Below are 25,516 nucleotides of genomic sequence, written 5' to 3' on the forward strand. Positions count from 1 at the left end.
TCTGACTGCTCAACTCGTGGTGAAGCTCGCAGGCGCCGCGAGCGTCGCCTCCTCGACCGTGACATCGGTGACGTCCGCGGCCGGCGACCCCTCCCAAAGCTGATCGATCAGTTCGGCGATGGCGATGGCTTCGCCATGGGCGGTTATCTCGACACGTCCATCCTCGAGATTGATCGCATGACCGGTAATGCCCCAGCGCTCCGCGTGACGACGTACATGTTCACGGTAGCTGACGCCCTGGACTCTCCCGCTCACCCAGGCCTTGATCGTCCGATGGGTCATGAGATGCCTCCTCCTTTGTGATCACTTCATGGCGCACCGCCACGGCCGTATTGCGAGGAATGATGCTGCCGCCCTTGGCCAGGACATGGGTTCGGGTGAACGCCGCGCCGAACAGCAGGATCAGCGATGAGTAGTACACCCAGAGCAGCACCAGCACTACCGAACCAGCGGCGCCGTAGGTCGACGCCGTCGCGGTGTGCGCCAGATAGGCAGCGATGGCGTTGCGGCCGAGGATGAATAGCAGCGCCGTCACCAAGGCGCCGAGCAGTACGTCGCGATAGGAGAGCACGACGTCCGGCAACACCTTGAAGATAGCGGCAAAGAACAGCGTGATGACCACGATAGACAGCGCGAACTGAGCGATCTCGAGCAGAAACACGCTGCCAGGAACCCAGTCCCCGGCGTAGCTAAACGTCGCCTGCACGATGACACCCAATATCAATGACACGAGTAGCACGAAACCGATCGCCAGTACGACGGCCATCGACAGTAGACGTTTCTTGGCAAATAGAAAGATACTGTTGCGATCCGGATTGGGCGCGACACCCCAGATGGTATTGAGCGAAAACTGCATCTGACCGAATACCGTTGTCGCACCAATGAGCAGCGTGACGAAGCCCGCTACCGTTGGCAGGATGCCCGAGGCTTGGATGCTCGATTGCGCGACGGCGCTCTCGATTGCGCTGGCCGCCGAAGGGCCGAGCGTATCCTGCAAGCGGTTCACGATCTCACCGCGCGCCGCATCCTCACCCAGCCATAGTCCCACCACAGTGACCGCGATGATGACCGTTGGCGCCAGAGAAAAAAGCGTGTAGAACGCCAGCGAGCCAGCGTAGCTGAAGGCGTTGCGGTCAAGCCATAACTTGACTGAATCGCGAACGACGGCGAACCAGTATTTGCAGAAAAAGACGGCTTTGGAGTAGAGGGCTATCAAGTCGAGTTCCCTATTGTCTGCTGTCACCGCGGGCGGTAAAGACGAACCTTGAATAATCGGCCTGTTACGACACACCCAGTCTAGACGAGATTTCCGCACTTCCCGCGCCAGCGGCGGAACGTCATCCGTACCGAGCGCGACTCATGCACGCAGGAAATCGCTGGGGAGCTTCATCATGCGGCGCCACAGTTTCTCGACACCGGGCTTGTGAACCAGCGAGCATCGATACAGGCGAATTTCCAACGGGATATCCCAGTCGCTCCCCGCGGCGCGCACCAGCTTTCCGTTCGCCAGTTCGTCGCGGATGCAGAAATCGGGAATCCAGGCCAGCCCGACCCCCTGCAGGGCCATGCCCTTGAGCCCTTCCGCCATCGCCGTTTCGTAGACGGTCTTGAGGCGCATGCGCCCTGGCTCGTTCTTGAGCAGCATGCGGACACTGCGGCCGAGGAAGGCACCCTGGGTGTAGGACAAGAACGGAATCGGCCCGTCGCCATCGAATGAAAATCTCGGCTCGCCGGCGGCATCCGGAACGCTGACGGGAATCATCTTGACCTGCCCGATGGAGAACGAGGGAAAGATTTCGGCGTCCAGCTGCATGGTGGCGTAGGGGTCATGGTAGGCCAGCATCAGGTCGCAGTTGCCCTCCCGAAGGACGTGGATGGCATCGCCGACGTTCATGGCCACCAACCGGGTGGGCAGCTCGCCGACGCCTTTCTGCAGGCGCGATATCCAGGGCGGATAGAAGGCCAGCGCCAGCGAGTGGGCGGCGACGATGTCCAGGGCTTCGTTGTCCATCGCGAGACCGCGGAGATGGGCCAGGCTGTCGTTGAGCTGCTCGACGATGTTCCTGGCGGTCACCAGGAAGAGCTGCCCTTCCGGCGTCAGGCTGACCGGCGTGGTCGAGCGGTCCACCAGGGTGGCGCCGACGGCTTGTTCCAACGAACGAATGCGCCGACTGAACGCGGGCTGCGTGACATGTCGCTGGCGCGCCGAAGCCGAGAAGCTCCTCGTGTTGGACAAGGCCACGAAGTCCTCGAGCCATTTGGTTTCTAGATTCAATGGGGGCCTCCCGGCAACCCTTCATGCATTGATGACGTCGAGCGCCACGCCAGTGGCATCGCTACTGTACGGGCGACAGCAGGTACGTGGCCCGTGACACCAGCTTGCGCCATAGCGGCCTCTCCTCGAGTTCGCGCCGGCTGACCTGTCGGCTATTGGCGAAATCCTGCTCGAGCATCTCGAAAACGGAGGCGGCAAAGACCTTGTCGGGAACGTACGCGGTGACTTCGAAGTTGAGCCGAAAAGAACGGTTGTCGAGATTGACCGTCCCCACCATCGAGGTGTGATCGTCCACCAACAGGACTTTCTGATGCAAGAATCCAGGCTGATAACGGTATATCTTGACCCCGTTGCGGATCATCTCCGGCAAGAACGCGAAGGCGGAGAGAAAGACCAGCAGATGATCCGGACGCTCGGGAATCAGTACCCGGACATCGACGCCTCTGAGCGCCGCCAGTGTCAGCGCGTCCTGGACGCCGTGATCGGGAACGAAATAGGGGCTGGTGACCCACAGACGGTGGCGGGCGCCGTGAATGGCGTGTTGAACCAGAAGGCTGGCCGTTTCGCGCCCGTCTGCCGGGCCGGAAGGTACGATCGCCACATGTTGGGACGCATCGGGAATCTGCGTGGGCTTCCAGCCGAGAGCCAGGATGTCGCCGGTCGCCCAGTACCAGTCTTCCCAGAAGGCTTCCTGAAGCGCCAGCACGCTCGGTCCCTGGAGCTTGAGATGCGTGTCCCGCCATCGTCCGTAACGTTCGACTCGCCCCAGATACTCATCGGCGACGTTGAGCCCACCGGTCCAGCCCACGCGGCCATCCACCACCACGATCTTGCGATGATTGCGGAAGTTGATCTGGAACCGGTGGCGCCAGCCGCGTGACGAATTGAAGGCCGAGACCCGGACCCCCGCTTCCTCCAGATCTCTCAGATAGCCTCCGGACAAACCGCGACTGCCGATCTCGTCGTAGAGGAAATAGACGTTGACGCCGTGCTCCGCCTGGTGGATCAGCTTGCGCTTGAAGGCCAGGCCGATCTCGTCGGCGCGCACGATGAAGAACTGGACGAGGATATACTCTTCGGCACGATCGATGCCTTCGAACAGGCTGTCGAAGGTGGCATCGCCATCGATCAGCAGCTCCGCCCGGTTGCCTCGGGTCATCGGCATGCGGGCCAGCTCCTCGACCGCACGAATACGTCCGCTGACCGCGTCCGGCCGCGAAATGAACGACTCCATGTTCGGCCGATAGCGCTGAAGAACCTGGCGCAGCACGGTGTCCCGCTCGCCCCGCGCCGAGACATAGCCATAGAACCTGGGCCGGCCGAATGTCCAGAAAATCGGCACGGCGATATAGGGAAAGCTGATCAGCGTCACGATCCAGGCGACGGCACCCTGGGAGGTGCGGCTGGACATCAGCGCCATGATCGCCGTGGCGATCCCGGCAACGTGGGAGACGAACAACAGCCAGCCGATCAATACGGTCATGTCCGGCATCTTCCGCTACGCTGCATCACCATCCTCTCCGCCAAAAATCGTTAGTCGAACCAACATCATACCGAAAAAAAGAGAGAGCCCCACAGGGACTCTCTCCTTGACGCGATCTCTTTGTTGAATAGTGCCCGGCGCCGCGGGCCCGAGCTCCATCGACCGCCACCTGGCCGCTTAGACCCGCTCGGCGATGATCTCCTTCCACCTGGCGGGGCCCGTCTGGTGAACCGACGTACCCAGATGGTCCACGGCCACCGTGACGGGCATGTCCTCGACCTCGAACTCGTAGATCGCCTCCATGCCCAGGTCGTCGAACGCGATCACCTCCGCCTTCTTGATCGCTTGCGCCACCAGATAGGCCGCGCCGCCGACGGCCATCAGATAGACCGCCTGGTTGTCGCGAATGGCTTCGATCGCCAGCGGGCCGCGCTCGGCCTTGCCGACCATGCCCAACAGGCCGGTCTCCTCGAGCAGCGTCCGCGTGAACTTGTCCATGCGCGTCGCCGTGGTGGGGCCCGCCGGTCCGACCACTTCGTCGCCGACCGGATCGACCGGCCCGACGTAATAGATGAAGCGATTCTTCAGATCCACCGGCAGGCTCTCGCCCCTGGCCAGCATATCGATCATCCGCTTGTGGGCGGCGTCCCGCCCGGTCAGCAGCTTGCCGGAGAGCAGCACGGTATCGCCGGGCTGCCACTCGCGCACGGCTTCCGGGGTGATCTCGTCGAGATTGACGCGGCGCACGCCCTCGCCCACTTCCCAGGTGATCTCCGGCCAGTCGTCGAGCCTGGGTGCCGGCAGCTGCGCCGCACCGCTGCCATCGAGGCTGAAATGCACGTGGCGGGTGGCAGCGCAGTTGGGAATGATCGCCACCGGCTTGTTGGCCGCATGAGTGGGATAATCCTTGACCTTGATGTCGAGCACCGTGGTCAATCCGCCCAACCCCTGCGCGCCGATGCCGCTCCGGTTGACCTTGTCGAACAGTTCCAGACGCAGCTCTTCGGCACGATTGCTGGCACCGCGGGCCTGAAGCGCCTGAATGTCGATGGGGTCGAGCAGCGCTTCCTTGGCCAGTTCCATGGCCTTTTCCGCGGTACCTCCGATGCCGATCCCCAGCATCCCAGGGGGGCACCAGCCGGCACCCATCTTGGGCAGCTGTTCCAGCACCCAGTCGACCACGCTGTCAGACGGGTTGAGCATGGCAAACTTGGACTTGGCCTCGCTCCCCCCGCCCTTGGCCGCCACGTGAATCTCGACCGTGTCACCCGGCACCAGCTTGTGGTGGATCACCGCCGGGGTGTTGTCCCCGGTGTTCCGACGCTTGCCGTCGGGGTCGGCCAGCACCGAAGCGCGCAGGACATTGTCGGGCAGCAGGTAGGCGCGGCGCACGCCTTCGTTGACCATGTCGTCGAGGCTCATGTCGGCTTCCCAGCGCACGTTCATGCCGACGTGAACGAAGACCGTGACGATACCGGTGTCCTGACAGATCGGCCGATGGCCGGTGGCGCACATCCTGGAATTGATCAGAATCTGTGCGATGGCATCCCGCGCGGCGGGGTTCTCTTCCCGCTGGTAGGCCGCGTGCATGGCATCGATGAAATCCTTGGGATGGTAATAGGAGATGTATTGCAGCGCGTCGGCCACGCTCTGAATGAGATCCTCCTGGCGGATCACGGTCATCATCGGTCTCCTGCTGGTCACGGTGACTGCCCGACGGATCGATCGTCCGTGGGTCGGTAACTTCAAGGCCGCTAATCATACCCTAGAGAACGGGAATTGGCAGTTTGGTGTTGTTGTTTACGTTAAGAATGATAACGGTATAAACTTTGAACTATCTCTTTATTTAAGAGCACCATTATCTGTCAATCCCGTCCGTCGCCGAAGGCGATCAGTAAACCTTGTCCCAGCAGTCGACCGCCGTGACCCGGCTTCGGCCCAGGCGCCCCGCCATCGACTCGATCTCGGCAAAGGCGAACCAGGCCTGAACCAACGGTCTGCCGACCAGCACCCTGCCCAGCCGATCCGCCACACGACGTATTTCCGGTCCTTCCGGCATTCGAGCGTTTCCTGACCTCGCCTATCCCAGCTCCAGCAACCTGGCCTTGAGCGTCTGCAACTGGTCGCGCAGCTTCGCGGCCTGCTCGAATTCGAGATTCTGGGCAGCCTCGTGCATGCGATCCTCGAGCTTGCCGATCTCCTTGGTGAGCTGTGGCGCGTTCATCTGGCTCAAGGCCTCGCGGGTGTAGTCGCCCGGGGCTTCCGCCACCAACTGCTCGGTGCGCTTACGCCCGCTCTTGCGGCTGCCCGGCGCTTGCGCCCCTTCCATGATGTCGGCCACGGATTTGGTCACGGTCATCGGCGTGATGCCGTGACGTTCATTGTGCGCGATCTGCTTGTTGCGGCGTCTTTCGGTCTCGTCCATCGCCCGGCGCATGGAATCGGTGATTCGATCCCCGTAGAGGATGGCCTTGCCGTGGGCGTTACGCGCGGCCCGTCCGATCGTCTGGATCAACGAGCGCTCGGCACGCAGGAAGCCCTCCTTGTCGGCGTCGAGAATGGCGACCAGCGATACCTCGGGGATGTCGAGCCCCTCACGCAGCAGGTTGATGCCGACCAGCACATCGAACTTGCCCAGGCGAAGATCGCGAATGATCTCGACCCGTTCCACCGTGTCGATATCCGAGTGGAGGTAGCGAACCCGAATGTCGTGTTCGTCGAAATACTCGGTCAGATCCTCGGCCATGCGCTTGGTCAGGGTGGTGACCAGCACCCGCTCGCCGACATCCACGCGCAAACGGATCTCGGAGAGCAGATCATCGACCTGGGTCGTGGCCGGACGCACCTCGATCTGCGGGTCGACCAGCCCGGTGGGACGCACGACCTGCTCGACGACCTGGCCCGCGTGTTCCGCCTCGTACGGTCCCGGCGTGGCCGAGACGAACACCGTCTGCGGTACGATGCCCTCCCACTCCTCGAACGTCATCGGTCGGTTGTCCAGCGCCGACGGCAGGCGAAAGCCGTACTCGACCAGCGTCTCCTTGCGCGACCGGTCGCCGCGGTACATGCCGCCGACCTGCGGCACGCTGACGTGGGACTCGTCGATGAACAGCAGGGCGTCGTCCGGCAGGTAGTCGAAGAACGTCGGCGGCGCCTGCCCCGGCGCGCGCCCGGAAAGATAGCGGGAGTAGTTCTCGATGCCGTTGCAGTAACCCAGCTCCAGCATCATCTCGATATCGTAGAGCGTGCGCTGCTCGAGCCGCTGCGCTTCGACCAGGCGCTCGTGCTTGCGCAGGTACTCGAGCCGGTCCGCCAGCTCCTGCTTGATCGACTCGATCGCGCCGAGGATGGTATCCCGTGGCGTGACGTAGTGGCTCTTGGGGTAGATGGTCATGCGTGGCACCTGACCGCGCACCTCCCCGGTCAGCGGATCGAACAGTCGGATCGAGTCGATCTCGTCGTCGAACAGCTCGATCCGCACGCCTTCGTCCTCGGCGTCCGCCGGGAAGACATCGATGACGTCGCCGCGAACCCGGTACGTGCCACGGCGGAAGTCGGCATCGTTGCGGGTGTACTGGAGTTCCGCCAGCCGGCGCAGAAAGCTGCGCTGGTCGATCTGCTCGCCGCGATTGAAGTGCAGGCGCATCTTCATGTACTGCTCGGGATCGCCCAGGCCGTAGATCGCGGAAACCGATACCACGATCAACGCGTCGCGACGCTCCAGCAGCGCCTTGGTCGCGGAGAGCCGCATCTGCTCGATATGGTCGTTGATCGAGGCGTCCTTCTCGATGAACGTATCCGACGACGGCACATAGGCTTCCGGCTGGTAGTAGTCGTAGTACGAGACAAAATACTCGACCGCGTTGTCCGGGAAGAAGCTCTTGAACTCGCCGTAGAGCTGGGCCGCCAGGGTCTTGTTCGGCGCCAGCACGATGGTCGGGCGCTGCAGCGTCTCGACGACATTGGCCATGGTGAAGGTCTTGCCCGACCCGGTGACGCCGAGCAGCGTCTGATGCGACAGACCGGCACCCAGGCCGCGGACCAGCCCCTCGATGGCGGCCGGCTGGTCTCCCGCCGGACGATACTTGGATTGAATCTTGAAAGGTTTGTTCATGGTGACTAATTAGGGTCCAAACTATCGTCATTCAAGGGCGGGATGGTGATTTCGAGTGCCAGCGCTCGGGGACGAGCCAAGATCACCGTGCGGTAAATCCCGATTTCAGCGCCTCCACCGCCGCGATCAAGGCGTCGCGACTGACACGCCCTTCGACCTCGGCCCACTCCCGGCCGATATCGACGCTTTCGACGCCATCCACCATCATCAGGGCGGTCGTGACGCGATTGAGGTCTTCCGGCGTCGATACGCCGCTCAGCGTGAGATTGATATGTGACATACGAGGCTCTCCACAACGGTCTTCCACGACGATTTCAGGCAGACAGCATAGACTAGCATGTCGTTTGCGCGACCTGGCGTTGCAATACCCGAACATCGCCGCCATCTTGAGGCCAGACGCCACACTCAGGTACCCCTCCACGCCGGTACCGACAACCAGTTCACAGGAGGAATCGGATGGACGATTGGCTGGCACATCTCACGGCCCTGGGCGGGCGCCAGTCGGGTGATCGCGACTGGGCCTTTCCGAACGGCGATAACGGTTCCGCCATTGACGGTGAACATCTGGTACCGCTGACCCACCTGAGCATCCTCGAGTGCGACGGTCCCGATGCAGCTCGCTTCCTGCAGGGCCAGACGAGCGCCAACGTCGAACATGCGGATGGTGACTTCGCGCCCTTGACCGCCTTCTGCACGCCGAAGGGGCGCATGATCGCCAATGCCGAAGTGCTCAGGGTATCCGCCGAACGCTACTGGCTGCTGCTGCACGCCTCCCTGGCTGCCTCGCTGGCGACCCAGCTTGGCAAATACGCCCCTTTCTACAAGGTGAAGCTGAGCCATCGCGAGGACCTGGCCCTGATCGGCATGATCGGGAGCCCGGCGTCGTGGGCGAGCGCGGCCGGCGTGGCCGACCTGCCCCGTCTCGACTGGCACATGACCCAGCAAGACGGCACCGTCGCCCTGCGTCAGCCCGCCGGTCGATCCCGCGTGATGCTGGTTCTGCCAGCGTCCGAGGCCGCGGCACGGTGGGAGTCGTTGAGCCGGTCCGCCAGCGTCGCGGATACGGCCCTGTGGCGGCGTGCGGATGTCGATGCCGGCATCGCCTGGCTCACCGCCGATCACAGCGACGCCTTTCTGCCGCAGATGATCAACTGGGAAGCCTTGGGCGGCATCAGCTTCCGCAAGGGCTGCTACACCGGGCAGGAAGTGGTGGCGCGGGCGCATTTCCGGGGTCAGGTCAAACGGCGCCTGCGGATCGCCAGCGTCGAGGGCACCTCGCCACCCGGCATCGGCGAGGAGATCCGCAACGCCGAGGCCAAGCGCGTGGGCGAGATATTCCAGGCAGTGAACGGCGACAATCTGGAGGAGTGCTCCGTCCTGGCCGTGCTCAACACCAACCAGGACGAGGAGTCGGAACTGTTCGTCGGCGAGCGCAGACTGGTGTTGCGCGATCTGCCCTATCCGCTCGAACGTCTCGATCCCGAATCCGTCGCCAACGGGAACGTGACCGCCTGACGACGTCAGCGTCCACTCAGGGCGACGCCACCTCCAGCCGGAAGAGCCGGTGGGTGTTGTCCCAGGCATTGGCAGCGACCGTGCCGGGATCCTGGCCTCGTAATAGCGCGACACGAGCCAGGGTCTCGTCGAGGTGGGCGGGCTCGTTGCGCTGACCCTGACGCCCGGCCAGCGGCATGTCGGGGCTGTCGGTCTCGAGCACGAAGCCGTCGCCGGGAATTGCCCGTAACGCCCGATGCAGGCGTTTGGCGCGGTCGTAAGTGATCGCGCCGCCCACGCCAAGCAGATAGCCGAGATCCAGGAAACGCCGGGCCTGTTGCGGGCTGCCACCGAAGGCGTGAATCAATCCACGTGCCGGGAGATCGAGCTGTTTCAGTCGCTTGGCCACCTGATCATCGGCGTGAACACAGTGGATGATGGCCGGGAGCCGATACTGCTTCGCCAGTTGGAGTTGGGCTTCGAACAGTTCCCACTGACGCTCCAGCGTCGCCTCGAATCTCGCGTCGACCCCACACTCGCCGATGCCGACGAGCCCCTCGCCATGCGCTACGACCTCCTCCAGCGCCTCGAGATCGTCAGCACCATGTCGCGCGATGAAATAGGGGTGCAGGCCAAGTGCCACGACCACGTCGGCGCGCTCCCCCAGGGCCAGCACCGCCTTCCAGCGCTCGCGCGTCGTTCCGGGCACCATGAAACGCGAGACGCCGGCCGCGTGCGCACGTTCGAAAACGGCTTCGCGATCGGCGTCGAAACTGTCGAAATCGAGGTGACAGTGGGCGTCGAACAGCATGGCTCAGATCACGGTGTCCCTTGCGGCTCGAGGTCCGACACCGGCAGGTCGGCCGTGCAGTGGCCGCACTTGGTGGCCTTGACCGGAATCGTCATGAAGCAGTGCGGGCAGGCCTTGTCCGTCGGCGCCTTGGGAGCGACGGCCTCCTCGCGCTTCATGCGGTTGATGCTGCGCACCAGCAAAAACACGGCGAAGGCCACGATGACGAAGCTGATCACGGCGTTGAGGAACAGACCGTAGTCCAGGGTGACGGCGCCAGCTTCCTGGGCAGCGGAGAGCGAGGCGTAGGGTCCCGCCGTACCGCCTTCCTTGAGCACGACGAAGAAGTTGGCAAAGTCGACGCCACCGATCAGCAGCCCCAGGATCGGGTTCATCACGTTCTTGACCAGACTCTGCACGATCAGCGTGAACGCACCGCCAATGATGATACCCACCGCCATATCGACGACATTGCCCTTGACGGCAAACTCGCGGAACTCCTTCAGGAATTTGGAAGCCATCGACATTCTCCTTTTTGGTCGATCGCACGGCACTCGGAGGGGACCGGCTCCCACCGGGCCGCGACGCTAGTCAGCATGGCCCAACCGCCATGGAGCGGCAAGATGAAATCGCCTCCCCTCGTCCAATGACGGCATGGCCGTGTCTCAGTGCTCGCGGGTGGCCCGGAACTCGATCTCCGGCCAGCGTTCCTGGGTCATCTGGAGATTGACCCGGGTCGGCGCCAGGTAGGTCAGGTAGTCTCCGCCATCCAGGGCCAGGTTGGCGCTGCCCTTGCGCTTGAACTCATCGAGCTTCTTCGCGTCCGCGCAGTAGACCCAGCGTGCCGTATTGACATTGACGGGCTCGTAAAGGCAGTCGACCTTGTACTCCTCCTTGAGGCGGTGCGCGACGACATCGAACTGCAGCGTACCGACCGCGCCGACGATCAGATCGTTATTGTCCAGCGGCAGGAAAACCTGGGTCGCGCCCTCCTCCGAGAGCTGCTGGAGCCCCTTCTGCAGCGCCTTCATCTTCAAGGGATCGCGCAGTCTCACCCGGCGGAACAGCTCCGGGGCGAAGTGCGGAATGCCGAGGAAGCGCATGTCCTCGCCAGCGGTGAAGGTGTCGCCGATCTGGATCGTGCCGTGATTGTGCAGGCCGATGATGTCGCCCGGCCACGCCTCCTCGACATGAGAGCGATCGGAGGCCATGAAGGTCAGCGCGTCGGCGATCTTGACCTCCTTGCCGATCCGGACGTGACGCATCTTCATGTTGCGTTCGTACTTGCCGGAACAGATCCGCAGAAACGCCACCCGGTCCCGATGCTTGGGATCCATGTTGGCCTGGATCTTGAACACGAATCCGGAGAAGCGACCATCGTCGGCGACCACTTCCCGTGTATCGGTCTCTCGGACTTGGGGTGTCGGCGCGAACTCGACGAAGCCGTTGAGCATCTCGCGAACGCCGAAGTTGCCCATCGCCGTGCCGAAGTAGACCGGTGACAGTTCGCCGCGGCGATAGGCTTCCAGATCGAAGGCATGGGACGCACCCCTTACCAGTTCGACTTCCATCCTGAGCTCTTCCGCCGCGCTTTCGCCAAGAACCCGATCGACTTCGGCGCTATCCAACCCTTCGATGCGCTTGTCTTCCGGAATCCGGTTGCCCTGCCCCTGGGTGTAGAGGTGGATCACGTCGTCGTAGAGGTGGTAGACCCCCTTGAACTGCCGGCCCATGCCGATCGGCCAGGTCATCGGCGCACATTGGATATTGAGAACGGTCTCGATCTCGTCCATCACTTCGATGGGGTCACGGGTCTCGCGATCCATCTTGTTGATGAAGGTCAGAATTGGCGTGGTGCGCAGCCGACAGACTTCCATCAGTTTGATGGTGCGGTCCTCGACGCCCTTGGCCGCATCGATGACCATCAGCGCAGAATCCACGGCGGTCAGGGTGCGATAGGTGTCCTCGGAGAAATCCTCGTGCCCGGGGGTGTCGAGCAGATTGACGATGCGTCCGTTGTAGGGGAACTGCATCACCGAGGTGGTGACGGAGATACCGCGCTCCTGCTCCATCTTCATCCAGTCGGAGGTGGCGTGGCGCTCCGCCCGCTTGCTCTTGACCGAGCCGGCCAACTGAATGGCGTTGCCGAACAGCAACATTTTCTCGGTAATCGTCGTCTTCCCCGCGTCGGGGTGACTGATGATGGCGAAAGTGCGACGTAGGGCCGCTTCCTGGGCGAGCTGAGCATCTGACATGAAAGGCTTCACTGACTGGGGCGACTCTCACGAGACATGGGGGCATGGCCGGGAGTTCGCGGGGAATCGAAGATGGCGGCGATTGTACGCGCTGATCCCGCAGAGTTGTAGCCGCCTGGCCTGCCTGACACCTCCGGCCGGACCTGCGACAAATGGACACTGCCCTCTCCACCCCGACGGTAGCGTCCGGGCTCACGCCACTTCCTGGCATTGCGTTAACATGGCGACGACGCTGGCGGCGATGTCGAGTCAGCCGCACCGTCGCTGTTGGACACCTTTGACGCCGTCCCCCGACTCGATCCCGGAGAGATCATGCTGCAACCGCTTCCGCTCTCGACGCCGAACCGCAACCTGGTTCGCTTGACGATCGTCCGCGGTATCACCTGGACCGGTTTCCTCGCCGCAATCATCTTCGGTATCGAGGTACTGGGATTCCAGTTGCACGTTCTACCGGTCATCAGCGTCATCGTTGCCATGGGCCTGTTCAACGTGGCGACCTGGTGGCGACTGGGCCGGCCTCGCGCGGTCACCGACACCGAGTATCTGCTGCATTGGCTGGTCGACATCGCCGGACTGAGCCTGCTGTTCTACTATACCGGGGGCTCGACCAACCCCTTCATCACCTACCTGTTGGTGCCGCTGGGGATTGCCGCTTCCACCCTGCCGTGGTCCTACGCCTGGGTTATCGCGATAGCAGCAACCGCCAGTTACACCACCATGATGCTGTTCTATCAGCCGGTTCCACAGTTGACCAACAGCACGGTCGTCTTTGGCGTCCAGTTGCATACCCTGGGCATGTGGCTGAACTTCATCCTCTCCGGCAGCCTGTTGACCTTCTTCATCTTCAAGATGGCGCACACGCTGCGCCGTCGCGACATGACCCTGTCGAAGACGCGCGAGGCGGCGCTGCGCAACGAACAGATCCTCGCCGTGGCGACCCAGGCCGCCGGCACGGCGCACGAGCTCGGCACGCCACTATCGACGATGGCCGTTCTGCTCAAGGAGATGCGCCACGAAGCCAGCCGGCAACCATCGCTGGTGGAAGATATCGACCTGTTGCGCCACCAGGTCGACACCTGCAAGCAGCGCTTGCAGACACTCGTCGCCAATGCAGACCGGCGACGTCTGGAAAAGCCCGAGACGCTTCGCGCCACTCCCTGGCTCGAGAACCTGATTCAGCGCTGGCTGGTGCTGCGCCCCGATGTCAACCATCGCCTGGAAGTACTCGGCAAGCGCGGCCAGCCGACCATCGCCGTCGATGCGACGCTGGAGCAGGCGCTCATCAATCTGCTCAATAACGCCGCCGATGCCAGTCCCGACGCCATCGTCACCAGCCTCGACTGGAACACCGACGAAGTCGTCATCGACATCCGCGACCATGGCCCGGGCGTCCCGATGTCGATCGCGGATCAGTTGGGTGACACTTTCATCTCGACCAAGAGCAAAGGCATGGGAATCGGGCTGTTTCTGACTCACGCCACCGTCAATCGGTTTGGCGGCGGCGTGAGCCTCTACAACCACGAGGAAGGCGGCACGCTGACGGAGGTCAAGCTCCCCCGCATCAAAGTCGGCGAGAGCGTGTAGGGCTGCTGTCAATCATCCGCCAAGGAGAACCACCGATGAGTGATCCGGAACGTCTACTGATCGTCGACGACGACGAGCAACTCTGTTTCGTCATGGAGCGCGCCATGCGGCGCCGGGGCTACGACGTGGTCGTTGCCCATACCCATGACCAGGCACTGGCGGCGGCAAGGGAGGCGCCGCCCGCCCTGGCGACGCTCGATCTGAAGCTGGAATCGGACTCTGGGCTGAAGCTGCTTCCCGCGCTGCTGGAAGTGGCTCCCGAGTGCCGTGTCGTGGTGTTGACGGGCTACTCGAGCATCGCCACCGCCGTGGAAGCGATGAAGCTTGGTGCCGTCAACTACCTTTGCAAGCCAGCCGACGCCGACGAGATTTTGCAATCGCTCGAGCGCGAAAGTGGCGACGTCGACGTGGAAATCGCCGACAACCCACCCTCGGTTAACCGGGTCACCTGGGAGCACATCCAGAAAGTGCTGCATGAACACGACGGCAATATCTCGGCAACCGCCCGGGCCCTGGGCATGCATCGGCGAACCCTGCAGCGTAAACTCCAGAAGCGTCCGGTGCGGCACTAAACCGCCGCGGCTCGTCGTCACCCAGGCCTCGGCAGCGCTCTGCGTCGATCGGGGCTTACCGTGTCGAACCGGTCTCCGCCGTCATGAAGACGTGTTTTTTCGTACGCCCCGACGATTCCGCCGATCGCCGGGGACACGCCATTTTCCCGATAGGAGTTCAACGTGGACCGCCACCAACGCCTCGACCAGGTGATCCGTATCGCCCGACAGGCCGGCGACATGATCGCTCAGGCCCGCCAGAAGCAAAACTTCTCCCACCAGTACAAGGATGGTGACGAGCTGGTGACCGAGATAGATGTCGCTGTCGATCGCATGATTGCCGAGGAACTGGAGACCCTGTTCCCGGGAGAGGCAAGACTGACTGAGGAACTGACCCCGGACCGCAGCCAACTCGAACGGAGCGGCCAGCTATGGGTCGTGGATCCCATAGACGGTACGGTCAATTTCGCCTATGGCCATGCCCACGTCGCGGTGTCGATTGCCTTGGCGGTCAACGGAGAGGTTCAACTCGGCGTGGTTCACGCCCCTTTTCTCGGCGAAACTTTCACCTCGGTGCGCGACCATGGAGCGCAACTCAATGGCGAGCCGATGGCATGTAGCCAGTCGGAACTGCTGGAAAGAAGCCTGGTCGGGACAGGCTTCCCGTATGCTCGCGACAAACGTGGCCCCCTGATCAAGCGTTTGAACCATGTCGTCCACGCCTGCCGCGACGTGCGCCGCAATGGCTCTGCCGCGCTCGATCTCTGCCATGTCGGCTGCGGTCAGCTCGATGCCTACTATGAAAGCGTATCGCCCTGGGATTTCGCCGCCGGGCTGCTGATCGCCCGCGAAGCCGGCGCAACAACCAGTCATCTCTACGAATGCCCCGAGAATCTGCCGGTGGAACTCTATGGCGAAAACCTGCTGGTCACGGCACCTGGCATCCACCGGGCGCTGGGAGATCTACTGCGGGATGCCGACGCGGGGCGACGCCTCGAGCCATAGCGGCTTGCAATGATGAACGTAGGGAGACTCTATTGGGCCGCATGGGTTTAATACGAAAGAATAACCCCCATCTCTATTTACAGATTTCGAACCATCCCATCGCCCTTTTACAAAGAACAGGAGACTCATCGATGCTGACTGTCATTTTCGGCCGTCCCGGTTGCCCTTTCTGTGTTCGCGCCAAGGATCTGTCGGAAAAACTCAAGGAAGCGCGAGACGATTTCGATTTCCGCTACATCGATATCCATGCGGAAGGCATCACCAAAGCCGACATGGAGAAGACCATCGGCAAGCCGGTAGAGACCGTGCCGCAGATCTTCGTCGACCAGACCCACATCGGCGGCTTCACGGAGTTTGACCAGTACGTGCGAGACAAGGCGCTGATGCCCGAAAACGCCTGACAGGAAACGGCGACCAAAGCTTCAGAAGCCGGCATCCGCCGGCTTTTTTCGTTTCGGCGCGGCGCTGCTTCGTGATAGGCCTGCTCCTGCGGCCGCTCCACCACCTCACGCCGGTTGCAGACCGGACTCCTCTTGCGCGGCTTCCAGCTCCCCTTCCAGATTCAGCTCGTACTGGTAAGGACCATGCCGCGGATCCAGCTCGTTGATGTAGTGCGTCGATTCCACCATCGGTACCAGCGGCGTGTACGGTTCCTGCTCCTCCGGCGCCTTGACCGGCTCGCGTCGCCACAACCGATAACCGATAAACAGCGCCAGCCCCAGTGCGGCAGCGCCGAGAAACAGCCAGAGACCATCCGGCCCGACGCTGTGCATCAGTAGAGAAGCACTAAACGGCCCAACGATAGAGCCCACGCCGTAGCACATCAGGACTTTCGCATTGGCCTGGATCGTTTCTTCCGGCTCGAGCCAGTCATGCGTGTGGGCCAGGCTCAATGAATACAGGGTATGCAGCATCGCGGTATGGAAACTCGCGACGAAAACGAGCAGCCAGTAACTCGATCTGGCGGCAAACACGATCAGCACGCCGGATATCGTCATCACCAGCGCCATGCACAGGATGACCTTGCGGCGATCGAAGCGGTCCGAGACCCTTCCCAGCGTCCACTGCGCGATGAGCGCCACCAGCGTGGTGATCGACATGAACTTCGCGGTCTGGGCCGTCGTGAGCCCGATCTCCTGGCCATAGTAGGGAGTCATCGCAAAGAAGGCCTGTACCATGAGCCCCGCCACGAAAGCCCCCACCAGCCCCACCGGTGCGCGCTTCAGCAGGGTACGCAGCGAGACCTTGGCGGATATGTCGTGACTGCTGCGCAGCGGCCCCTGGATGCGATGGATCGAAAGCGGTACCAGCGACAAGGCGAACAGAACACCGGCCACCGAGAACAGCACGAAAGTGCCCGGGTCCGCCATGTTGAGCATCCACTGGCCACCCGCCAGGGACAGCGTTGAGATCACCAGATACCAGCCCAGCACCCGACCGCGATTCTCGTTGGTCGACTCTCCCGAGACCCAGGACTCCATCACCATCAACAACCCTGCGGTCGCCGCGCCGCCAAACAACCGCCAGATCAGCCACGCCCAGGGATTGACCCATAGCCCATGAAGCATCGCCGTCGCTGCCAGCAGCGCAGCGCAGGCAGCGAAAACACGAATGTGGCCGACACTGCGTATGCGTTTCTCCAGCCAGTAGCTCCCCGCAACGAAGCCCAGCGAAAAACAGGACATGAGCAAACCCGCCATCTGAGAGGGAAATGCTTCCAGCGACATGCGCACGCCGAGCAGCGTCATGATCAGTCCATGCCCGAGCAGGAAGCTGATTTCACATAGAAACAGGATCGGCAGGGTCGCGGGTAGTGAACGCAACGAGGTTCTCCATTCAGCGGCGGTTGGCGAAAAGTTCGACGTATTGGCGTCGATTCGAATCGATGAACGCCGAATTTCGGTGTCAGAAGACAAAAAGCGGCGGCAGTCTATCAAGTCAAAGCGTCTCTTGCCGAGATCACACCTCCGTCTCAGGGTGATCGGCGGCCGACACGAATTATTCACACCTTCTGTGGATAACGCTGTGCATTTCCAGTGGCCGATAGCGATGGTCGCTGACCCTATCAACGCCGGCCTTAGATTGGTCAGTTTTTCGGCAATGACGGATCTCAACCTTTCCAACATTCCGCTGACTGATTCGCCGCGCTGGCCAGGAACCAACGACTTCCCCGCCGAGTCGCTGTGCAGCTTGGCGACATTCCAGTAACATTGAGCCAAGTCATTGATGGAGAATGGCATGTCGACCCTGAAAGGGTGTGTCAGCGTCCTGTTGCTGGTCCTCAATACGCTCTTCTGGGGTGTACCTCTGGTGGCGCTGACGATACTGAAACTGGTCACGCCAACCCGGCGATGGCGCCTTCGGGTGCTCGGCGGTCTCCACTGGATCGCCCTCGCCTGGGTGAAAACCAACAATGTATGGATTCGCTGCTGGATTCATCCAAAGATCCACGCCGACCTCCCAGCCTCGCTCTCCCCGCGCCGCTGGTGGCTGGTCATAGCCAATCACCAGAGTTGGACCGATATCATTGCCCTGCTCTATGTGCTGACGGGTCGCGTCTCGATGCCAAAGTTCTTTCTCAAGCGGGAACTCATTCTGGTGCCAATTGTCGGGCTGGCCTGGTGGGCCCTGGAATTTCCATTCATGCGTCGTTACCCCCGCGAGAAGCTGGCTCGAAACCCCAAACTTGCCGAACGAGACCGCCAGGCGACCCGGCGCATGTGCGACCATGCCCGCGAGATGCCGATGACGATCTACAACTTCGTCGAGGGGACGCGGTGCACACCGGAGAAGCAGCGCCGGCAGGAGAGCCCCTACCAACATCTCCTGCGACCCAAGGCCGGGGGCGTCGCGCAGGTGATCGGGCTGCTGGGGCCACGCCTGGACGGTATCATCGACGTGACCCTGCACTACCGTCGGGGCACGCCCAATTTCTGGGATTTCCTTTGCGGACGCGAGGCCGACGTGGCGATCGTCGCAAGATGTCTCGACAGGCCGGAGTGGATGCTGGACGGGGACTACGACGATGCCCAATACAAGGAACGTTTCTACACATGGTTGAACTTATTGTGGCAGGAAAAAGACGCGGCGCTCTCCTCCTACTCCTGGGATTGACGCTGGTACTCGCGGGCTGCGCGAGCGGCGGTGGCAATCATGCCAGCATCGCCGACGGCGGGGGCTGGGTGACCGTGCAACGTGGCGATACATTGGGCAGGATCGCCAGCCAGGCGGGCGTACCATTACTCCGGCTCCAGCGCTTCAATCCAGGCGTGGACTCCCGCCGCCTGGCGGTTGGCCAACGTCTGCTGCTGCCTTCTCAGCAGGAGCGCGCTCCCGGTGGGGGCCCTTACCGCTACCAGGTAAGACGGGGGGACTCCCTCTATTCGATCGCGCGCTACTTCGGTGCCAACCCGCAGCGTGTCCAGGCCGCGAATACGGGCATCGACCCATCTCAATTGGCCGTCGGCCAGTTGATCCAGATTCCGCTGGCAGGCGGTTCGGCGAGTCGTCGAACACCGCCAACACCGGCGGCATCCCGGTCGCTGCCCGACCCCGGCCCGCTACCCTCGTCGGCAAGCCAGTGGCGCTGGCCATTGGATGACTACACCATCGAGCGCCGATTCGGGCGGGACGCCCATGGCACGCTGCAGCCCATGATGCTATCAACACCCTCGCCCGCCACCGCCAAGGCAACCACCTCGGGCAAGGTAAGATTCGCCAGCGGCATGCGCCAGTTGGGACAGGTCGTCATACTCCACCACGCCGACAACATGCAGAGCGTCTACGCGTTCTGCGACCGACTGATGGTGTCGGAGGGACAATCCGTCTCCGCCGGCACCCCGCTATGCGAAATCGGAAAGGAGAACGGCAGCAGCCGCTATCATCTGCTTTTCGATCTCCGCCACGGCGGCAAGCCCGTGGATCCCGCGGGCGTGCTACGCTAATCAACGATGTCATGAATTCGTCATCATCGTGACGCATTGACGTCATCGGTGCCCCGCATTATCGGAGACCAGTTCGAACACGGTTGGCGACGAGGCGGGACTGCTAGAAGGCTTCGCTGGCGTGGAAGGAGTGATAGAGATGCGTGTAGCCCTGGTCAGTGAAACTTGGGCGCCGGAGGTCAACGGCGTGGCTCATACACTGAGTCAGCTCGCCAACCATCTGGCATCCAAGGGCGTCTTGCTCCAACTGATTCGTCCCAACCCGGTGAATGGCGAACGCGACGCCTTGGCAGAACGAGACGTTCACGTTCGGGGCATCGCCCTTCCCGTATACGCCGACGTGCATATCGGCCTGCCTTGTCGCCGACGCCTGGTCCGGCTCTGGCGCCACGAGCGCCCCGACGCAATCTACATCGCGACCGAAGGCCCGCTCGGCTGGTCGGCGTTGAACGCAGCTCGCCACCTGGGAATTCCCGTGGTCAGCGGCTTTCATACCAACTTCGATCAATATGCCAGCAACTATCACCTCGGCTGGAGCATTCCTATCGCGCGCCGGGGATTGCGGTATTTTCACAATCGCTGCGACGCGACGCTGGTTCCCACCTCAGCACAACAGAGAATGCTCGAAGGCAACGGGTACCGTCGCGTCTCGGTACTCGCCCGGGGCGTCGATGCCGAGCGCTACCGCCCCTCTCGTCGGGATGTCGAGCTGAGGCGCCAGTGGGGAGCCGGTCCACACCAGCCCGTTGCACTCTATGTCGGGCGACTCGCCAGCGAGAAGAATATCGACCTGCTGGCCGATACGATGGCAGCCATGCAACGTGCCGACCCGTCGCTCGTGCAGGTACTGGTGGGGGACGGCCCCGCTCGCAAGACGATCGCCCGGCGACTGCCAGAAGCCATATTCACGGGATTCAAGACCGGCGAAGCACTGGCCCGTCACTATGCCAGCGCCGATATGTTCATCTTTCCCTCGCTATCGGAGACGTTTGGCAATGTCGTCCCGGAGGCGATGGCCAGCGGATTGCCCGTGGTGGCTTTCGATCACGCCGCAGCGGGGGAATTGATCACGGACAACGTCGATGGTCGCCTGGTGTCGCCGGGAGATTCTCGGGGCTTCATTCAGGCGGCCAGCGAGCTGTGCCGGCAGCCCGCGCTCTACGCTCGGCTGGGCCGTCAGGCACACCAGCGCGTCTCCAGTCTGAGCTGGAGCCACATTGGCGATCGCTTTCTTGCGCAGTTGATTCAAGTTCAGGGGACCCAACATGCCGCCACGCACTCAACGTCTCACGTTTGAGCGACTGGATCGCTTCGAAAGTCGGCTCAGCCACCGTCTGGCGGAATTGTCTCGCCACACCCCAACACTCTGGCTTTTCCGCTGCGTCAGCAGATTGGGAGACTGGCCCGCGTGGGCGTTTCTGGCGCTGTTGCAACCCCTTCTTCACGGCTATCAAGGCTGGTTGATCGCCATTCAGTGGGGCCTGACGGCTAGCATTGCCGCCCTGCTCTACCGTCTGCTCAAGACCCGTCTGTGTCGTGAGCGCCCGTATATCACCTTCACGACGATCCGTTGCACAATGCCTCCCGTGGACCGCTACAGTTTTCCCAGCGGGCATACCTTGCATGCGGTCATGTTCACTAGCCTGACGGCCGCCAGCAGCCCGCAACTGCTGCCAGCGGTCCTGCCTCTTGCCGGCCTGATCGCCATCTCCCGCGTGGTGCTGGGACTCCATTACGTCAGTGACGTGGTCGTGGGAGCGCTGATCGGAGCAGGCCTCGCCTGGTGCAGCGGTCTGCTGGTTCTGATGGTCTGGAACTGAAGTCCCTGTATATGCCTAGCAGTACCCGCTGGCAATGCGTCGTCGCTTCCCCGTCGTTGATACTGCTCCCCGATTTCGTCGCCGCGGCCGAAGCCTCCGCCATTCAACGGGTGCTTGAGCAGGAGATCGCGTGGTCTTCGCCGACCCTGTCGCTCTACGGGAAACGACATGTCATTCCCCGCTCTCAATGCTGGATGGGCGATGACGGCGCAAGCTATCACTACTCCGGTCGGACCCTTCAACCACGGCCTTGGCATCCGCTGGTAGAGGATCTGAGAAACCGAGTGCGAAGTGCGCTGCAGGCAGAAAACCTACCTTACGCCGACTTCAACAGTGCCTTGCTGAACCGCTACGAGAGCGGCGAGCAAAGAATGGGGTGGCACAGCGACGATGAACCCGAGCTGGGAAAGAACCCTATCGTCGCCTCGCTTTCGATGGGCAGTGAACGCCCTCTTCGCTTTCGGGAGAAAACGGGTGGATCCCATCACGCCTTCAACGTCTGGCTACCGCATGGCAGCCTCCTGCTGATGGGGCCCGGTGTTCAATCTCGATGGCAGCATGCGCTCGCGCCACGCGTGATCGACGGCGTCCGTATCAACCTGACCTTTCGTCGAATCCTCTAGGGGCTTCTCAGGGCTACTGAAACCAAAAATGCCTCCCTATTTGGGAGGCATGAAAGATAACGGTATAAACTTGAGAGACACCGCCTCGTAAGCGGATCAGCCGCGATAATAGTTGGCTGGCACGAAAGGCATCGGGCTGATCACCATCGGCAATCGCTTGCCGCGAACATCGGCATAGAGCGTGGCGCCCTTCTCGGCAACTTCGACCGCAACGTAGGCCATGGCCACGGGCGCGCCCACGCTGGGCCCGAAACTGCCCGAGGTGACTTGCCCGACCATCCGGTCGTTCACGTCGAACAGTTCGACCCCCTCCCGGACCGGCGCTCGGCCTTCTCCAAGCAAGCCGACACGACGACGACGATGATCCCTGGCCTGCAGTTGATGTAGGACCCTGTCCGCACCGGGAAAGCCGGCTTCCCGTTCCCCCCCGACACGCCGTGGCTTACCCACCGCCCAGGAGAGACTCGCCTCGACGGGCGTGGTGGTGGTGTCGAGATCGTGTCCGTAAAGGCATAGCCCGGCCTCAAGGCGCAGCGAATCCCGTGCGCCCAGACCAATCGGCTCGACCTCGGGCTGATCGACAAACCAGCGTGCAAGCGCTTCGGCCGCGCCGGACGGCACCGAGATTTCGAAGCCGTCTTCACCGGTATAGCCGCTTCTGCTTATCCATGTCTCGTGACCCATGATCTCGAACCGATCATGTTGCATGAATACCAGATCGCAAGCCGCCGGACAGAGGCGCCGCATGACGGCCGTGGCATCAGGCCCCTGCAGCGCCAGCAGCCCACGGTCCAGAATCTCGACATCGTGATCCGCCCCGAGCCCGGTGCGCATCAGCGCGAGGTCCTGGTCCTTGCATGCGGCGTTCACCACCACGTACAGCGAGTCGCCCTGATTGACGATCATCAGATCGTCCAGGATGCCGCCTTCGCCGTTGGTAAACAGCGCGTAGCGCTGCCCTCCCTTCTGCAGCCCGACCACATCGGCGGTAACGAGGGTCTCCATCGCCTTCGCGGGAGTCGGCCCGGTCACCGTCACCTGCCCCATGTGGGAAACATCGAACAGCCCACAAGCCCGGCGCGTATGTTCGTGCTCTTTCTTGACGCCCAGCGGATATTGCACGGGCATGCTGTATCCCGCGAAAGGCACCATCTTGCCACCGAGCTCTTGATGCAACGCAAACAGCGGGGTCTGTTTCATGTCGGACATGGATGTCTCCAGATCAGGGCAGATAGAAAAACGTTACGCTTTAGGATCGTGACCTTCCAGCGCTTCGCCCGGCAGGACCGTCTTGCCCGCGAAGTGGTCCCGAGTCAGCTTGAAAACCACCGGCGACAGCAGCGCCAACGCGATCAGGTTGGGGATCGCCATCATCGCGTTGAAGGTGTCCGCTACCAGCCAGATGAAGTCCAGCTTCGCCATGGCGCCGACAGGCACTGCCAGGACGAACAGTATGCGATAAAGCAGAATCGCCCGATCGCCGAACAGATACTGGAAGCATTTCTCGCCGTAGAACGACCAGCCAAGAATCGTGGTGAAGGCGAATATCGACAGCGCGATCGCGACGATATGCTGTCCGATGCCGGGCAAGGCACTGTCGAAGGAGAGAGAGGTCAACGCCGCGCCGCTTTCACCATCGAGCCAGTGGGTCGAGGTCAGAATTACCAGCGCGGTCATGGTGCAGACCACCAGCGTATCGATGAATGTTCCCAGCATGGCGATCAGCCCCTGGCGGACCGGATTGCGTGTCTGCGCCGCGGCATGCGCGATAGGCGCACTGCCCAGGCCGGCTTCGTTGGAGAAGATCCCGCGGGCCACGCCAAAACGGATCGCCGCCGCCACCGCCGCGCCGGCGAAACCACCACTGGCGGCAATCGGTTGGAAGGCGTGGGAAAAGATCGTTCCCAATGCGCTACCGATTTGATCTGCGTTCAGCACCAGAACGACCACGCCAGCTGCAAAATAGGCAACGGCCATCAAAGGCACCAGCTTGCCGGCGACGCGGGAGATACGTTTGATCCCCCCCAGAATCACCGCGCCAGCCAGCACCATGATAATCACGCCGGTCAGCCAGGCCGGCACACCGAACGACGTCGTCAATGCATCTGCAACGGAATTGGATTGAACGGTATTGCCGATGCCGAAGGCCGCCACCGCACCAAAGAACGCGAACAATCCGCCCAGCCAGGCCCACCGTTTGCCAAGCCCGTTACGGATGTAATACATCGGGCCGCCGACATGGTTGCCGGTCGAATCGGTCTGGCGATATCGGACAGCCAGCACGGCTTCGGCGAACTTGGTCGCCATCCCTACCAACGCCGTCAGCCACATCCAGAATACCGCCCCCGGCCCACCGAGCGCGATGGCGGTGGCGACGCCCGCGATATTGCCGGTACCGATGGTCGCGGAGAGCGCTGTCATCAGCGCATTGAACGGTGATATTTCGCCTTCATCACGACTGTCGGCTTCACTGCGACGTCCACGCCACAGCAGGCTGAAACCGAGCCCCAACTTGCGGATGGGCATCAATTTGAGCCCCACCTGCAGATAGATACCGACCCCAAACAGCAGAATCAGCATCAATGGCCCCCAAACGACACCATTGATGGTACTGAACACTACATTAAGTTGATCCACGTCGACCTCCATTATCACGTTGTTGTTGCTGTCGAACGGGCTCGAACGGCCAGCCGTCGCCACGATCGATCATTGACAAGTCAGAGCGAGGCAACAATAGAGGATTCAACTACGTGTTCACAATTATTCCAAAGCATTCATCCAGCAACCGTCGCCACATCTCGCGTAGCGAGGCGCTACACCTTAGCGAAAAGCGCCGGGTGTTTCCAATAGGAAACTTTTCTCCTTTGGCCATTCTGGATGCCAGACTCTACCGCAGTGGCGCCCTGTGCCAGCGGCCGACCATGGAGCGGCCGGCGCCGGCGCCTTATACGCCGGGGCTCCGCGGAGATCGCCCCCTTGAACTGGACGTTTTATGGATCTGGGCTCAACCTAATAGCGCGATCCACGCAAAGCTGTGCTGGAGACGTTCGAGACTATGCCAATCGATCTCGCATTCGTGCATAATGCTCGCCAAAATTCCCCGTATCGAAAACTGTTTCGTATAGGAAACTTCCATGAGCGATATCCCCAACAACCTGCTGTACACCGATAGCCACGAATGGGTGCTGGATAACGGCGATGGCACCGTGACCGTCGGTATCACGGATCATGCGCAGGACGCCCTCGGCGACGTGGTCTTCGTTGAACTTCCGGAACCTGGGCGGGAACTGGACGCCGGCGACGAGTTTGGCGTCATCGAGTCGGTGAAGGCCGCATCCGACCTCTATTCCCCCCTGGCGGGAGAGATCGTCGAAGTCAACGAGTCGCTGGAGGACGCGCCGGAAACCATCAACGATTCACCCTATGGCGACGGCTGGATTCTCAAGCTGCAATTGACCGACCAGGGCGATCTGGAATCGCTGATCTCGGCGGAAGCCTACCGCGAACTGGTTGCCGCCGAGGAAGATCAGGACGACTGATCGCCACCTCATCCTTACCAGCTCGGCCGTTCGCCGCCA

General features: G+C 62.0%; 25 protein-coding genes. 11 read left to right on the top strand and 14 right to left on the bottom strand.

Annotation, left to right across the window (positions count from 1 at the left end):
• Positions 1-9 precede the first annotated feature (9 nt).
• The 8 genes from F0A16_RS08195 to F0A16_RS08230 form a co-directional block, all read right to left on the bottom strand.
• Positions 10-282, bottom strand: a complete 273-nt coding sequence (locus F0A16_RS08195; protein WP_149434885.1) for an acylphosphatase — start codon at positions 280-282, stop codon at positions 10-12.
• Positions 221-1,216 (bottom strand): YihY/virulence factor BrkB family protein, encoded by a 996-nt coding sequence (locus F0A16_RS08200; protein WP_239023757.1) that lies wholly within the window; start codon positions 1,214-1,216, stop codon positions 221-223. Before F0A16_RS08200 ends, F0A16_RS08195 begins: the two co-directional genes overlap by 62 nt.
• Before the next feature lie 141 nt (positions 1,217-1,357).
• The gene (locus tag F0A16_RS08205) at positions 1,358-2,275 is read right to left on the bottom strand and encodes a LysR substrate-binding domain-containing protein (RefSeq protein ID WP_149434886.1); all 918 of its coding nucleotides are present in this window, start codon (positions 2,273-2,275) and stop codon (positions 1,358-1,360) included.
• A gap of 61 nt (positions 2,276-2,336) precedes the next feature.
• Complete coding sequence (gene cls, locus F0A16_RS08210) at positions 2,337-3,758, bottom strand: cardiolipin synthase (RefSeq protein ID WP_149434887.1); 1,422 nt, start codon at positions 3,756-3,758, stop codon at positions 2,337-2,339.
• Positions 3,759-3,935: 177 nt separating this feature from the next.
• Complete coding sequence (locus F0A16_RS08215) at positions 3,936-5,441, bottom strand: fumarate hydratase (protein WP_149434971.1); 1,506 nt, start codon at positions 5,439-5,441, stop codon at positions 3,936-3,938.
• Positions 5,442-5,649: 208 nt separating this feature from the next.
• Entirely contained in the window at positions 5,650-5,817 is a 168-nt protein-coding gene (locus tag F0A16_RS21680) for a hypothetical protein (protein WP_187775943.1), read from the bottom strand.
• A gap of 21 nt (positions 5,818-5,838) precedes the next feature.
• Positions 5,839-7,872 (bottom strand): excinuclease ABC subunit UvrB, encoded by a 2,034-nt coding sequence (uvrB, locus tag F0A16_RS08225; protein WP_149434888.1) that lies wholly within the window; start codon positions 7,870-7,872, stop codon positions 5,839-5,841.
• 82 nt (positions 7,873-7,954) lie between these two features.
• Complete coding sequence (locus F0A16_RS08230) at positions 7,955-8,152, bottom strand: heavy-metal-associated domain-containing protein (protein ID WP_149434889.1); 198 nt, start codon at positions 8,150-8,152, stop codon at positions 7,955-7,957.
• A 176-nt stretch (positions 8,153-8,328) separates the two neighbouring features.
• Between F0A16_RS08230 and ygfZ the strand changes: the two genes are divergently transcribed.
• Complete coding sequence (gene ygfZ, locus F0A16_RS08235) at positions 8,329-9,387, top strand: CAF17-like 4Fe-4S cluster assembly/insertion protein YgfZ (RefSeq protein WP_149434890.1); 1,059 nt, start codon at positions 8,329-8,331, stop codon at positions 9,385-9,387.
• A 16-nt stretch (positions 9,388-9,403) separates the two neighbouring features.
• Here the strand turns inward: ygfZ and F0A16_RS08240 are convergent, their stop codons facing one another.
• The 3 genes from F0A16_RS08240 to F0A16_RS08250 form a co-directional block, all read right to left on the bottom strand.
• Complete coding sequence (locus F0A16_RS08240) at positions 9,404-10,177, bottom strand: TatD family hydrolase (RefSeq protein ID WP_149434891.1); 774 nt, start codon at positions 10,175-10,177, stop codon at positions 9,404-9,406.
• 8 nt (positions 10,178-10,185) lie between these two features.
• A complete protein-coding gene (gene mscL / locus F0A16_RS08245) occupies positions 10,186-10,677 on the bottom strand; it encodes a large-conductance mechanosensitive channel protein MscL (RefSeq protein ID WP_149434892.1) in 492 nt (163 codons plus the stop codon).
• A gap of 144 nt (positions 10,678-10,821) precedes the next feature.
• Complete coding sequence (locus F0A16_RS08250; RefSeq protein WP_149434893.1) at positions 10,822-12,411, bottom strand: peptide chain release factor 3; 1,590 nt, start codon at positions 12,409-12,411, stop codon at positions 10,822-10,824.
• 312 nt (positions 12,412-12,723) lie between these two features.
• Here F0A16_RS08250 and F0A16_RS08255 point away from each other — a divergent pair, with 312 nt between their 5' ends.
• From F0A16_RS08255 to F0A16_RS08270, 4 genes are all read left to right on the top strand, one after another.
• A complete protein-coding gene (locus F0A16_RS08255; RefSeq protein WP_149434894.1) occupies positions 12,724-13,995 on the top strand; it encodes an ATP-binding protein in 1,272 nt (423 codons plus the stop codon).
• Positions 13,996-14,030: 35 nt separating this feature from the next.
• On the top strand, positions 14,031-14,567 hold the full coding sequence (locus F0A16_RS08260) for a response regulator transcription factor (protein ID WP_149434895.1): 537 nt from the start codon (positions 14,031-14,033) through the stop codon (positions 14,565-14,567).
• Between the two features lie 162 nt (positions 14,568-14,729).
• Positions 14,730-15,551, top strand: coding sequence for an inositol monophosphatase family protein (locus F0A16_RS08265; protein WP_149434896.1), 822 nt, complete (start codon positions 14,730-14,732; stop codon positions 15,549-15,551).
• Between the two features lie 131 nt (positions 15,552-15,682).
• On the top strand, positions 15,683-15,952 hold the full coding sequence (locus F0A16_RS08270; RefSeq protein WP_149434897.1) for a GrxA family glutaredoxin: 270 nt from the start codon (positions 15,683-15,685) through the stop codon (positions 15,950-15,952).
• A 105-nt stretch (positions 15,953-16,057) separates the two neighbouring features.
• Here the strand turns inward: F0A16_RS08270 and F0A16_RS08275 are convergent, their stop codons facing one another.
• The gene (locus F0A16_RS08275; RefSeq protein WP_149434898.1) at positions 16,058-17,374 is read right to left on the bottom strand and encodes an MFS transporter; all 1,317 of its coding nucleotides are present in this window, start codon (positions 17,372-17,374) and stop codon (positions 16,058-16,060) included.
• A gap of 415 nt (positions 17,375-17,789) precedes the next feature.
• Between F0A16_RS08275 and F0A16_RS08280 the strand changes: the two genes are divergently transcribed.
• The 5 genes from F0A16_RS08280 to F0A16_RS08300 all read left to right on the top strand — a co-directional run bounded on the left by F0A16_RS08280 (position 17,790) and on the right by F0A16_RS08300 (position 21,938).
• Positions 17,790-18,665: an acyltransferase gene (locus F0A16_RS08280; protein ID WP_149434899.1), complete on the top strand. Its 876-nt coding sequence runs from the start codon at positions 17,790-17,792 to the stop codon at positions 18,663-18,665.
• A complete protein-coding gene (locus F0A16_RS08285; RefSeq protein WP_149434900.1) occupies positions 18,605-19,495 on the top strand; it encodes a LysM peptidoglycan-binding domain-containing protein in 891 nt (296 codons plus the stop codon). Before F0A16_RS08280 ends, F0A16_RS08285 begins: the two co-directional genes overlap by 61 nt.
• A 139-nt stretch (positions 19,496-19,634) precedes the next feature.
• A complete protein-coding gene (locus F0A16_RS08290) occupies positions 19,635-20,792 on the top strand; it encodes a glycosyltransferase family 4 protein (protein ID WP_149434901.1) in 1,158 nt (385 codons plus the stop codon).
• Positions 20,761-21,315, top strand: coding sequence for a phosphatase PAP2 family protein (locus F0A16_RS08295; RefSeq protein WP_149434902.1), 555 nt, complete (start codon positions 20,761-20,763; stop codon positions 21,313-21,315). The genes F0A16_RS08290 and F0A16_RS08295 overlap by 32 nt, the downstream gene beginning before the upstream one ends.
• The gene (locus F0A16_RS08300; RefSeq protein ID WP_239023758.1) at positions 21,279-21,938 is read left to right on the top strand and encodes an alpha-ketoglutarate-dependent dioxygenase AlkB family protein; all 660 of its coding nucleotides are present in this window, start codon (positions 21,279-21,281) and stop codon (positions 21,936-21,938) included. Before F0A16_RS08295 ends, F0A16_RS08300 begins: the two co-directional genes overlap by 37 nt.
• Positions 21,939-22,034: 96 nt before the next feature.
• Here the strand turns inward: F0A16_RS08300 and gcvT are convergent, their stop codons facing one another.
• Both gcvT and F0A16_RS08310 read right to left on the bottom strand, forming a co-directional pair.
• Entirely contained in the window at positions 22,035-23,147 is a 1,113-nt protein-coding gene (gene gcvT, locus F0A16_RS08305; protein ID WP_149434904.1) for a glycine cleavage system aminomethyltransferase GcvT, read from the bottom strand.
• A 33-nt stretch (positions 23,148-23,180) separates the two neighbouring features.
• Positions 23,181-24,518 carry an alanine/glycine:cation symporter family protein gene (locus F0A16_RS08310; RefSeq protein ID WP_420853076.1) on the bottom strand — a complete coding sequence of 446 codons (1,338 nt, stop codon included), beginning with the start codon at positions 24,516-24,518 and terminating at the stop codon, positions 23,181-23,183.
• A 554-nt stretch (positions 24,519-25,072) separates the two neighbouring features.
• On the opposite strand from F0A16_RS08310, the gene gcvH reads away from it, so the two are divergent.
• Positions 25,073-25,477 carry a glycine cleavage system protein GcvH gene (gcvH, locus tag F0A16_RS08315; protein WP_149434905.1) on the top strand — a complete coding sequence of 135 codons (405 nt, stop codon included), beginning with the start codon at positions 25,073-25,075 and terminating at the stop codon, positions 25,475-25,477.
• Positions 25,478-25,516: the final 39 nt, after the last annotated feature.

The sequence above is a fragment of the Salinicola corii genome (genome assembly GCF_008298015.1).
In the GTDB taxonomy this organism is placed as follows: domain Bacteria; phylum Pseudomonadota; class Gammaproteobacteria; order Pseudomonadales; family Halomonadaceae; genus Salinicola; species Salinicola corii.

Coding starts and splice junctions, on each gene's coding strand:
- F0A16_RS08195 (WP_149434885.1), bottom strand. CDS start 282: ATGACCCATCGGACGATCAAGGCCTGGGTGAGCGGGAGAGTCCAGGGC.
- cls (WP_149434887.1), bottom strand. CDS start 3,758: ATGACCGTATTGATCGGCTGGCTGTTGTTCGTCTCCCACGTTGCCGGG.
- F0A16_RS08215 (WP_149434971.1), bottom strand. CDS start 5,441: ATGACCGTGATCCGCCAGGAGGATCTCATTCAGAGCGTGGCCGACGCG.
- F0A16_RS21680 (WP_187775943.1), bottom strand. CDS start 5,817: ATGCCGGAAGGACCGGAAATACGTCGTGTGGCGGATCGGCTGGGCAGG.
- uvrB (WP_149434888.1), bottom strand. CDS start 7,872: ATGAACAAACCTTTCAAGATTCAATCCAAGTATCGTCCGGCGGGAGAC.
- F0A16_RS08230 (WP_149434889.1), bottom strand. CDS start 8,152: ATGTCACATATCAATCTCACGCTGAGCGGCGTATCGACGCCGGAAGAC.
- ygfZ (WP_149434890.1), top strand. CDS start 8,329: ATGGACGATTGGCTGGCACATCTCACGGCCCTGGGCGGGCGCCAGTCG.
- F0A16_RS08240 (WP_149434891.1), bottom strand. CDS start 10,177: ATGCTGTTCGACGCCCACTGTCACCTCGATTTCGACAGTTTCGACGCC.
- mscL (WP_149434892.1), bottom strand. CDS start 10,677: ATGGCTTCCAAATTCCTGAAGGAGTTCCGCGAGTTTGCCGTCAAGGGC.
- F0A16_RS08250 (WP_149434893.1), bottom strand. CDS start 12,411: ATGTCAGATGCTCAGCTCGCCCAGGAAGCGGCCCTACGTCGCACTTTC.
- F0A16_RS08255 (WP_149434894.1), top strand. CDS start 12,724: ATGCTGCAACCGCTTCCGCTCTCGACGCCGAACCGCAACCTGGTTCGC.
- F0A16_RS08260 (WP_149434895.1), top strand. CDS start 14,031: ATGAGTGATCCGGAACGTCTACTGATCGTCGACGACGACGAGCAACTC.
- F0A16_RS08270 (WP_149434897.1), top strand. CDS start 15,683: ATGCTGACTGTCATTTTCGGCCGTCCCGGTTGCCCTTTCTGTGTTCGC.
- F0A16_RS08280 (WP_149434899.1), top strand. CDS start 17,790: ATGTCGACCCTGAAAGGGTGTGTCAGCGTCCTGTTGCTGGTCCTCAAT.
- F0A16_RS08285 (WP_149434900.1), top strand. CDS start 18,605: ATGGTTGAACTTATTGTGGCAGGAAAAAGACGCGGCGCTCTCCTCCTA.
- F0A16_RS08290 (WP_149434901.1), top strand. CDS start 19,635: ATGCGTGTAGCCCTGGTCAGTGAAACTTGGGCGCCGGAGGTCAACGGC.
- F0A16_RS08295 (WP_149434902.1), top strand. CDS start 20,761: ATGCCGCCACGCACTCAACGTCTCACGTTTGAGCGACTGGATCGCTTC.
- gcvT (WP_149434904.1), bottom strand. CDS start 23,147: ATGTCCGACATGAAACAGACCCCGCTGTTTGCGTTGCATCAAGAGCTC.
- F0A16_RS08310 (WP_420853076.1), bottom strand. CDS start 24,518: ATGCTGATTCTGCTGTTTGGGGTCGGTATCTATCTGCAGGTGGGGCTC.
- gcvH (WP_149434905.1), top strand. CDS start 25,073: ATGAGCGATATCCCCAACAACCTGCTGTACACCGATAGCCACGAATGG.